Annotated in this window: 8 protein-coding genes and 1 other annotated feature; of the genes, 5 read left to right on the top strand and 3 right to left on the bottom strand. The window is 38.2% G+C overall.

Going from position 1 to position 10,192, the window contains the following annotated elements; genetic code table 11:
• The 5 genes from ACODS7_RS21395 to ACODS7_RS21375 form a co-directional block, all read left to right on the top strand.
• A partial coding sequence (locus ACODS7_RS21395) for a spore germination protein (protein WP_488827503.1) occupies positions 1 to 1,781 on the top strand: 1,781 nt, incomplete at its 5' end.
• A gap of 17 nt (positions 1,782 to 1,798) precedes the next feature.
• Positions 1,799 to 2,893, top strand: a complete 1,095-nt coding sequence (locus ACODS7_RS21390) for a spore germination protein (RefSeq protein WP_016080008.1) — start codon at positions 1,799 to 1,801, stop codon at positions 2,891 to 2,893.
• The gene (gerHC, locus tag ACODS7_RS21385; protein WP_016080007.1) at positions 2,869 to 3,948 is read left to right on the top strand and encodes a spore germination protein GerHC; all 1,080 of its coding nucleotides are present in this window, start codon (positions 2,869 to 2,871) and stop codon (positions 3,946 to 3,948) included. Before ACODS7_RS21390 ends, gerHC begins: the two co-directional genes overlap by 25 nt.
• A 90-nt stretch (positions 3,949 to 4,038) precedes the next feature.
• Entirely contained in the window at positions 4,039 to 4,224 is a 186-nt protein-coding gene (locus ACODS7_RS21380; RefSeq protein ID WP_016080006.1) for a hypothetical protein, read from the top strand.
• A 99-nt stretch (positions 4,225 to 4,323) separates the two neighbouring features.
• Positions 4,324 to 4,746, top strand: a complete 423-nt coding sequence (locus ACODS7_RS21375; protein ID WP_016080005.1) for a pyrophosphohydrolase domain-containing protein — start codon at positions 4,324 to 4,326, stop codon at positions 4,744 to 4,746.
• Between the two features lie 44 nt (positions 4,747 to 4,790).
• On the opposite strand, the gene ACODS7_RS21370 is transcribed toward ACODS7_RS21375, so the two are convergent.
• The 3 genes from ACODS7_RS21370 to ACODS7_RS21360 form a co-directional block, all read right to left on the bottom strand.
• Positions 4,791 to 5,744, bottom strand: coding sequence for a hypothetical protein (locus ACODS7_RS21370; RefSeq protein ID WP_243168825.1), 954 nt, complete (start codon positions 5,742 to 5,744; stop codon positions 4,791 to 4,793).
• Positions 5,745 to 5,945: 201 nt separating this feature from the next.
• Complete coding sequence (gene leuS / locus ACODS7_RS21365) at positions 5,946 to 8,354, bottom strand: leucine--tRNA ligase (RefSeq protein WP_243168824.1); 2,409 nt, start codon at positions 8,352 to 8,354, stop codon at positions 5,946 to 5,948.
• A 65-nt stretch (positions 8,355 to 8,419) separates the two neighbouring features.
• Positions 8,420 to 8,639 (bottom strand) — a binding site (T-box leader).
• Between the two features lie 188 nt (positions 8,640 to 8,827).
• Positions 8,828 to 10,021, bottom strand: a complete 1,194-nt coding sequence (locus ACODS7_RS21360) for an MDR family MFS transporter (RefSeq protein ID WP_029443455.1) — start codon at positions 10,019 to 10,021, stop codon at positions 8,828 to 8,830.
• Between the last annotated feature and the right edge of the window lie 171 nt (positions 10,022 to 10,192).

Genomic DNA, 10,192 nt, shown 5'->3' with positions numbered 1-10,192 from the left:
AGCAACAAAGCTCTAAGCAAGAGGATTCTTCTCAGGATAAGCAACAAAGCTCTAAACAAGAGGATTCCTCTCAGGATAAGCAACAAAGCGCTAAACAAGAGGATTCTTCTCAGAATAAGCAACAAAGCTCTAAACAAGAGGATTCCTCTCAAGATAAGCAACAAAACGCTAAACAAGGTGATTCTTCTCAGGATAAGCAACAAAGCGCTAAACAAGGTGATTCTTCTCAAGATAAACAACAAAAGGCTAAGCACGATGAACCCTCTCAAAGTAAGCAACAAAGCTCTGGAGGTAATAGTATTTATGACTTTACAAAACCAGAAAAAGACCGTATTCATTCTCTACAAGATTTAATAGAGAAACTTAAAAAGTCTAGTGATTTTATTAATTACCATACATCTGACGATGAAACGATGCCTTATTGGATTTCTTACTATCGCCCTTCACTTGATGGAGAGAAATTACAGAAATATTTAATGCCTACTCTTTTAGAGAAACCTTGTGCTTCTCTAGAACAACTAAAAGAACATATTCCGATGAGCGGCATTACAATTACGAACGACTTACAAAAAATTGAGGATATGGTTTTAAAGGGGCATGCGATCATTCAATTAAATCAGCAAGATCAAAAATGTATGCTTGCAAACATTGCAATTGATAATTATCGTGCGCCAACCCCTCCTTTAAACGAATCAACTGTTATTGGTCCGCAAGAAGGTTTCGTAGAGGATATTGATACAAACATTAATTTAGTTCGAAAACGTCTTCCTGTTTTAGATTTACAAACAAAAGAAATGATTATCGGCGAGTTTTCCAAAACAAAAGTTGTCATGATGTATTTAGACAACCTAGCTGAAAAAGATAATGTAGATTTTCTCGAAGAATCATTACGCGCTCTTGAATATGATCAAATTAATGATAGTGCTTATATACAAGAATTGATGGGTGAAAAATCAATTTTCCCTCTCTATATCAATACAGAACGTACTGATAGAGTTACAAAAGCACTAATTGATGGAAAAATCGCTATTTTTGTTGATGGTTCTCCAAGTGTTTTACTAACACCTGTATCCTATTTCGATTTTTTCATTTCACCAGAAGACTATAACGTCTCTTGGCTATACGCTACATTTTCAAGAATTTTGCGCCTTATCGCCGTTCTATTTTCAATTTGCGCTACACCGTTATACGTTGCAGTTTTAAATTATCATTATGAACTTATTCCAAGTGATTTACTTGAAACTTTGATTTTATCAAGGGCACAAGTACCATTCCCACCTTTAATTGAAGCACTCTTTTTAGAACTCGCAATTGATTTATTAAGAGAAGCTGGTGCAAGGTTACCGATGAAAGTTGGGCAAACACTCGGTATTGTAGGCGGTATCGTAATCGGGCAAGCATCTGTACAAGCTGGGTTAACGAGTAATATTTTATTAATTATCGTTGCACTATCAGCACTCGCTTCCTTTATTACACCTATTTATAAAATGGGTAATGCTGTTCGACTACTACGCTTCCCGTTTCTCATATTTGCAGAAATAGGTGGACTTTTCGGTATTTCTCTTGGATTTATCTTTTTATTTACTCATCTATTTAGACTTACTTCCTTACGTAAGCCGTACGCTTTGTTTTATCCGACAAGGCAACAATCAGTTAAAGATTCTTGGATCCGTTTTCCATTAACGATGATTGATACAAGAGATGTGCAAGCAAGACCACAACATGTAAAAAAGGCTGCGAAAGGAATTTCAACAAAACATAGATCGGACTTTGATGATTAAGAAATGAGGTGCATTCGATGAGTAAGGTTCAAGAAAAATATCAAATATCTCCTGTCTTTGTTTTCTTCTTAATTCACGGTGCACAGTTTGGCGCTGGCGTTCTCGGATTCGCTCGAATTATTGCAAAAGCTGCTGGATACGATGGATGGATAGGAGTTATTATCACAGGAATTGGTATCCATATTCTTATATGGATGATGTATTTTTTATTAAGGGAAACAAACGGGAATTTAATTGACTTACATCGGCAAACATTTGGAAAGTGGCTAGGGAATGGCTTTAATATCATCTTTGCAGCTTATTTTTTAATCGTCAGTATTTCTGTCATTCGAACATACGTTGAAATTATTCAAGTATGGATGTTCCCTACCGCTTCCACCTTTATGTTAACACTCTTTTTATGCTTAGTTAGTTATTACATTATTTCTTCTGGATTTCGTGTCATTACTGGCATTTGCGTCATCTCTGTTGGTGGTACACTAGGATATTTACTTCTTAGCTTATTCGTTTTGAAATACTCACATTGGGATAATTTACTTCCTATATTCACACATTCTTTTTCAGATATTTTAAAAGCCGCCAATCTGTCAATCTACAGTATGACCGGCTTTGAGATTTACCTCATGGTTTATCCATTTGTGAAAAAACCTGCGCAATCTCATAAATACGCTCAATACGGGGCATTATTTTCAAATCTTCTATATTTATTTAGTACCCTTTTAGCCTTTGCGTTTTTTAGTGAGAAACAATTGTTAAAAACGATATGGTCACAACTTTCTATGACCCAAGTCATTCAATTACCATTTATAGAAAGGCTAGAATATATTGCAATTTCAGGCTATGCACTTGTTATTATTACAAGTTTCATCCTCCCCTTATGGGCGGCAACGAGAGCAACTCACGAAATATTTCGTGTAAAACAAAGAGGTATTTTAATCGCTTTTATCCTTATCACTCTCATTGTTTCACAACTTTTAACAAACAGACATGATATTAATAACTTTATTAGTAATGCATCAAAAGTTAGTTTTTGGCTCATTTATGTATACATCCCAATCCTATTTATTATTGTGTGGGTGAAAAGAAAATGGAAAAAATCAAAAGTAAATTAATACTTATTTCTTGTATAGCACTCTTCAGTTTAACTGGATGTTTACAAAAAAATATTATCGATGATGTACAGCTTATTCAAGGAACCGTTTTTGATGTAGCAAAAGATAATAAAGTAAAAGTGACATTCGTTTGTCCCATTCAGAAAAAAGGAAATAAAGTTCAAGTTTTTGAAGGCAGCGCAAATGCAGTAAAACAAGTAAAAGCAGACACATCTTTAGAGTCTTCTCAACCATTTGCTAGCGGACAAATGCGTGTCGCTCTATATACGATAAGACTTGCCAAAACAGGAATGTCTACTTCATTCGATACATTACTTCGAGATGTGAATATAGGGAACGCTTTATATGTTGGTTTATTAGAGGGGAATGGTACTGAACTTTTAAAAGGGAAATATACGACTTCATACAACGTTGCAATTTATATAAAAAAGTTGTTAGAACATAATATGGAGACTGGTCCTTTACCAACGGATAATCTACATGTAGGAGCATTCCGTTATTATCAAGAAGGGCAAGACTACTATATTCCAATTCTAAAGAAACATGGTGATAAAATAAAAATTAACGGAATTGGTCTTTTTAAAAAGGATAAGTATATCGGTAAAATCGCGGAAAAAGATATGTTCATATTTAAAGGACTATTAGAGAAACATAAATTAGATTCACACGAATTTAAAACAGATTCTGCGTACGTAATGATTAATAATATTCGTTCTGTTCCAACTTACGATATAAAAATTAAAAACGGGAAGCCTTCCTTTTTCATTCACGTTCATCTTGATGCACGTATTCAAGAACTATCGAAACAAATTAACTTAGAAAATAACAAGAACACAAAAAAGATTGAAAAAAATGTCCAAAAACAATTGGATGTACAAGCTACCAAGTTAATCAAGCAGTTTAAATCTTTAAACGTCGATCCTCTCGGGCTAGGTGCAAAGTATAAGCAACATTATCGCCCATTCAAATTAGAAGAATGGAGACAAATGTATAAAGATGTTCCGGTTCATATAAAATACACCGTGAATATTACAAATTCTGGTGTAATTGAATGAGAAATGATTGAACTCCTCTCTCCAGCATGATACAACGGAAAGAGGAGTTTTTATTTTAGATAGAGAGAGAAGATATTTATGGGGGAGCTTATGTCTAAAAAATTAGTAAAGCCTATTTTAAATGGTATTTTATTTCTCGGCGTCTTTTTATTTGCTCATACATACTTAAAAAATGTTTCCTTCACACGTTATTTACTGGCCGTTATCCCAATGTTACTCGTTGGTATATTTGGCATCGATCTTATTTTATCTATTTTAATTAAGAAAGAGGAATAACAGTCGGGCATCTTATTTTCTATAAGATGTTCTTTTCATTTCATAATCACCTTATGTTACAATGAAATTCGGCAGAAAACGAGAAAGGATTGAAACAACATGACAAACGAAAAAGGTTTAGATAAAGGATACGAACTTGTTGCGAAAATGCATGAAGTATTCGGACATCCTGTGACAAATACTCCAACCAAATTAGCTGAAGAGCGCGCAAAAATTCGTGCGAGTTTTATGCAAGAAGAGCTAGAAGAATTTCTAGAAGCAACAACTGTTGAAGATCAATACGATGCACTGATTGACCTTATTTACTTTGCATTCGGAACGTTTACAGAAATGGGCGTACGTCCAGATAAAGGATTCGAAATTGTAAATAATGCAAACATGGCAAAACTATTCCCTGATGGGAAGCCTCGATTCCGTGAAGGTGATGGCAAAATTCTAAAACCAGAAGGCTGGCAAGCACCAGAGCCACAACTTCGTGCTGAAATCGAACGTCAGCGCCAAGAAGCTGAAAAAAACTGCTAGGATTTCCTAGCAGTTTTTTATTATGTCTTTTTCTCTGCAACTCATTAATGACCCACGTGCCCCGCGTGTCCTGCTGCCCCACTAATACTAGCTGCTCCTGCTGCTGCCCCTGCTCCTCCTGTTCCCATTCCACCTGTCCAAGGAGAAGATTGTTGCTGTTGTTGATATTGCTGATATTGTTGGTGTTGATGTTGCTGGTGTTGTTGGCCTTGATGACCGTGTTGACCTTGATGATGGTGTTGGCCTTGATAACCATGTTGGCCTTGATGATGGTGTTGGCCTTGATGACCGTGTTGGCCTTGATGATAATGGTGTCCATGGTGACCATGTTGACCTTGATGATGGTGATGCCCTTGGTGCGTTTGATAAAGAACAGCCTGTGGATGTATATGCTGGTGTCCGTGGTGATGTACTTGTTGTTGATGACCATGTTGGCCTTGGTGATGATGGTGTCCATGATGACCGTGTTGGCCTTGGTGATGATGGTGTACATGATGGCCGTGTTGACCTTGATGGTGGTGGTGTCCATGTTGGCCGTGTTGACCTTGATGGTGGTGATGTCCATGATGACCGTGTTGGCCTTGATGATGGTGATGCACGTGGTGACCGTGAACACCTTGCGGATAACCACCTACTCCGCCTGCTACAACACCTACTCCTGGTACCGGAAATCCTGTCTGCACTCCTCCAACAAAAGAAGGAAATGTAGTTGGTACTCCTACTGGAATTCCTGTCTGTACGCCAGCTACTGATGTCGGAAATCCGCCTGTTACTGTAGGCATTCCAGCCCCTGATGTCGAAAAACCTCCCATTAATGTAGGCATTCCAGTTTGCATGCCAGCTACCGATGTTGGAAATCCTCCTGCTACTCCACCCATCCAGCTCGGAATTCCACCGTACCCTTGTTGGCCAGCCCCTCCCATTAACATCATTTGTGTATAACTGTCCGATTCGCCCCCGAAGAAGCCATGTGGTGCATTATTGTCCATCCCTTTCATTCCTTTCACCTCTTCTACTCAATTTAGCCTACCTTTTTTATCATATTTCCTATAGAAGAATAGGTGTTTGTCTGTATTGGAATTCCGCTCTTTTATTTGTAGGTAGTGGAATAATTGAAAACTTAGACTAAGGTGATCCTAAGATTATTTTCTACACAAAAAAAGCTCAGAGTATAAATACTCTGAGCTTTTTTGAATGAATTAGTTTGCAACAACGTTAACAAGTTTTCCAGGAACTACAATTACTTTACGAACCGTTTTTCCTTCGATTTGGTCTTGAATTGCTTCAAGTGCAAGTTGCTCCATTTCTTCTTTTGATGCGTCTTTACTCATTGTTAGTTTCGCGCGAACTTTGCCCATAATTTGAACAACGATTTCAACTTCATCTTCTACAAGTTTAGACTCATCAAATGTTGGCCAGCTTGCATATGTGATTGTTTCATTGTATCCAAGTTTGCTCCATAGCTCTTCCCCGATGTGAGGTGCAACTGGTGCAATCATTTTTACGAAACCTTCTACATATTCTTTCGGAAGTGTTTCAGCTTTGTATGCATCGTTGATGAATACCATCATTTGAGAAATCGCTGTGTTGAAGCGAAGCTCTGCATAGTCTTCTGTCACTTTCTTCACTGTTTGGTGGTAAGCTTTTTCAAGTTCTTTATTTGGTGCATCAGTAATTTTCTCACTTAATTCACCGCTATCTTGAATGAATAGACGCCATACGCGGTCTAGGAAACGACGAGCTCCATCAAGACCATTTTCAGACCAAGCGATCGAAGCATCTAATGGTCCCATGAACATTTCGTATAGACGAAGTGTATCTGCACCGTGGCTTGCTACGATATCATCAGGGTTTACAACGTTACCTTTTGATTTACTCATTTTCTCGTTGTTTTCACCTAGAATCATACCTTGGTTGAATAATTGTTGGAACGGCTCTTTCGTTGGAACTACACCGATATCGTATAATACTTTATGCCAGAAACGAGCATATAGTAAGTGAAGTACGGCATGCTCCGCCCCGCCGATATAAATATCAACTGGAAGCCATTGTTTTACCTTTTCAGGATCTACAAGTGCTTCGCTATTGTTTGGATCGATGTAACGTAGGTAATACCAGCAGCTACCAGCCCATTGTGGCATTGTATTCGTTTCACGACGACCTTTTTTACCAGTTTCAGGATCAACAACATTTACCCACTCGTCAATGTTAGCAAGTGGTGATTCACCTGTACCTGAAGGACGGATGTTTTCTGTTTTCGGAAGAACTAATGGTAATTCTTCTTCTTTCACAGCTGTCATTGTGCCATCTTCCCAGTGAATTACTGGAATTGGCTCACCCCAGTAACGTTGACGGCTAAATAACCAGTCACGTAGACGGTACGTTACTTTTTGATTTCCCGCGCTCGTTACTTCAAGCCATTCAATCATTTTTGCGATTGCTTCTTCTTTATTTAAACCATCAAGGAATGCTGAGTTTACGTGTGCACCATCACCTGTGTACACTTCTTTCGTAATGTCTCCGCCTTTTACAACTTCCTTCATTGAAAGATTGAATACTGATGCGAATTCATAGTCACGCTCATCGTGAGCTGGAACTGCCATTACAGCACCTGTTCCGTAAGTTGCAAGAACATAGTCAGCGATCCAGATTGGTAATTTCTCACCGTTTACTGGGTTAACTGCGTAAGCACCAGTGAATACACCAGTTTTCTCTTTCGCAAGTTCTGTACGCTCTAGGTCACTCTTCATTTTTACAGCGTTAATGTAAGCTTCTACCGCTTCTTTTTGTTCTGCTGTTGTAATTTCTGCAACAAGTGTATGTTCCGGAGCAAGTACACAGTATGTTGCACCGAATAATGTATCAGGGCGCGTTGTGAAAACTGTGAATTTCTCGTCTGTACCGTCGATATTGAAGTGCACTTCTGCACCTTCAGAACGACCGATCCAGTTACGTTGCATATCTTTTAAGCTTTCTGGCCAATCAAGCTCATCTAGATCTTCTAATAGACGATCTCCGTAAGCTGTAATTTTTAACATCCACTGTCTCATCGGACGACGCTCAACTGGATGTCCGCCGCGCTCACTCTTACCGTCAATGATTTCTTCGTTTGCAAGTACTGTACCAAGCGCTGGGCACCAGTTTACAGGTACTTCATCAACGTAAGCTAAACCTTTTTCAAATAGTTTTAGGAAGATCCATTGTGTCCACTTGTAGTAGTTTGGATCTGTTGTATTTACTTCACGATCCCAATCATAAGAGAAGCCTAATGCTTTAATTTGATTACGGAACGTATTAATATTAATCTCTGTAAATTCTGCCGGACTGTTTCCAGTATCAAGTGCATATTGCTCTGCTGGAAGACCGAATGCATCCCATCCCATTGGATGAAGAACGTTATATCCTTGCATACGCTTCATACGAGATAAAATATCTGTCGCTGTATAACCTTCTGGATGTCCTACGTGTAGGCCTGCACCTGATGGATATGGGAACATATCTAGTGCATAAAATTTTGGTTTTTCTGTCTCATCTGGCGTACGGAATGTTTTATTCTCTTCCCAGTACCCTTGCCACTTCTTCTCAATATCTTGATGATTAAAGCTCATGAGATACCCTCCTTGAAATTCTATTTATTTTCACCGCCCAAAATACAAAAAACCTCTCATCCCTAGAAAGGGACGAGAGGTTATAGATTCCCGCGGTACCACCCTAAATTAATGTAAAAATATACATTCGCTTAGATCCGTAACGTGGATTAACGGCAATTGCTACTATTAGTTTCACAACTGCAACTCAAAGGCGAGTTCATAACGAAACGTGGATTGACTTGCACCGACCGTCAACTCTCTAAACCAGCTTCTATTACTACTACTCCTTCTCACTGTTATTACACATATAAGTTAAGTGAACTATCCTTCAATTAGTATCTCTTAAGAGCTTACTTAAAGCGAGGACTTCTCGGTTAATCGTTACTCTTAATAACTAACGAGTTCATATTAAGACAGCCGAGCTATCTCCCTTGTTCTAAAGGTTGTTTTATTTAAATATATTCTAAAACATGTGAACATGTTCCGTCAAACTAAACTGCAATTTTTTCTTCAACTGTTTCTTCTACTTTTACTCGTTTATCATAAATACTCGTTGCTATAAGCGCTACTACAAGCATTACCATGATTGCTATAAACAATACTTCCATATTGTATAAATCAACAATCGCTCCGCCAACGACCGGCCCGAACATTTTCCCTACAGTCGCCGCACTATTTACAACACCTTGATAAAAACCTAGTTTATCTTTTGGCGCAAGTATATTTGCAATCGTCGGCACCGCTGGCCATACAAATAACTCACCAATTGTTAATGTTACCATCGCAATGAGAAACATCGTAAATTGCTGCGCTTGACTTAACACAATGAATGACGCCGCAAAAATGAAGATTCCAATCATAATTTGCTGTTTTAAAGAACGCTTCATCCAGCGAATTAGCATACTAACAAGTGGCTGCGCACAAACAATCATCGCTCCGTTTATCGTCCATAATAAACTATAGTGACGAAGGCTAATATTCAATTCTTGCATATGTGTTGCAATCGCTCCTTGCCACTGTACGTATGTAACCCAGCATAAAGCATATGCTACACATACGATAAGAAGTGCTTTGAATCCAGGTGTAAGTGACCAACCTTTTTTCGTCTCAACTTCTTTTTGCACTCCTGGCTCTTTCTTGTCTTCCATACCACGGAATCCAATAAAAGCAATTAAGAAGAAAACAAAGTATAAAATAAAGTTCGCTAAGAAAATATAATCAAAACGATATGAAGCAACTAAACCACCACACGCTGTTCCAATCGCAATACCAACGTTTTGTCCAACGTACATCGCATTAAACGCTCGTCTTCCGCCCTCTGGCCAAACCGTACCAACCATCGCATACATCGATGGGAAGACCATCCCAGAACCGAAGCCGATTAACGCTAGCCACACAACATATAACGGCCAACCGTGGAAGAACACAAGACCTAAAATCGATACGAGTGTAATGACAATCCCTACTAAAATTGATTTATAACCGCCCCATTTATCAAATAAAACACCGCCGAGCAAGTTTCCGATTACACCAGTAAGCGAGTTGATCATTAGTACCATCCCGGCCACAGATAAAGATTTTCCTAGGTGATCATGCAAATAAATTGTATTAAAAGGCCATAAAAAAGAAGCACCCGTGACATTAATAATCATCCCAGCTACTAATAGCCATACTTTCCTTGGCATAGTTTCCCCTCCTATTCTATTTTTTTCGTTCATATATAACAGTAAAATTGTAGTCGTTTTTAAATAGGAAGGCAACTGATTAATAGTTGATGAAATTCAGATAATGGTTTATCGGTAAATGAAATTATATTTATCCCTGCTTGAAAATATATCAGCGATTTTTCAATTATA

It is taken from the genome of Bacillus sp. FG16 (assembly GCF_057809515.1).
This window is presented reverse-complemented; position numbering and strand designations above follow the sequence as displayed.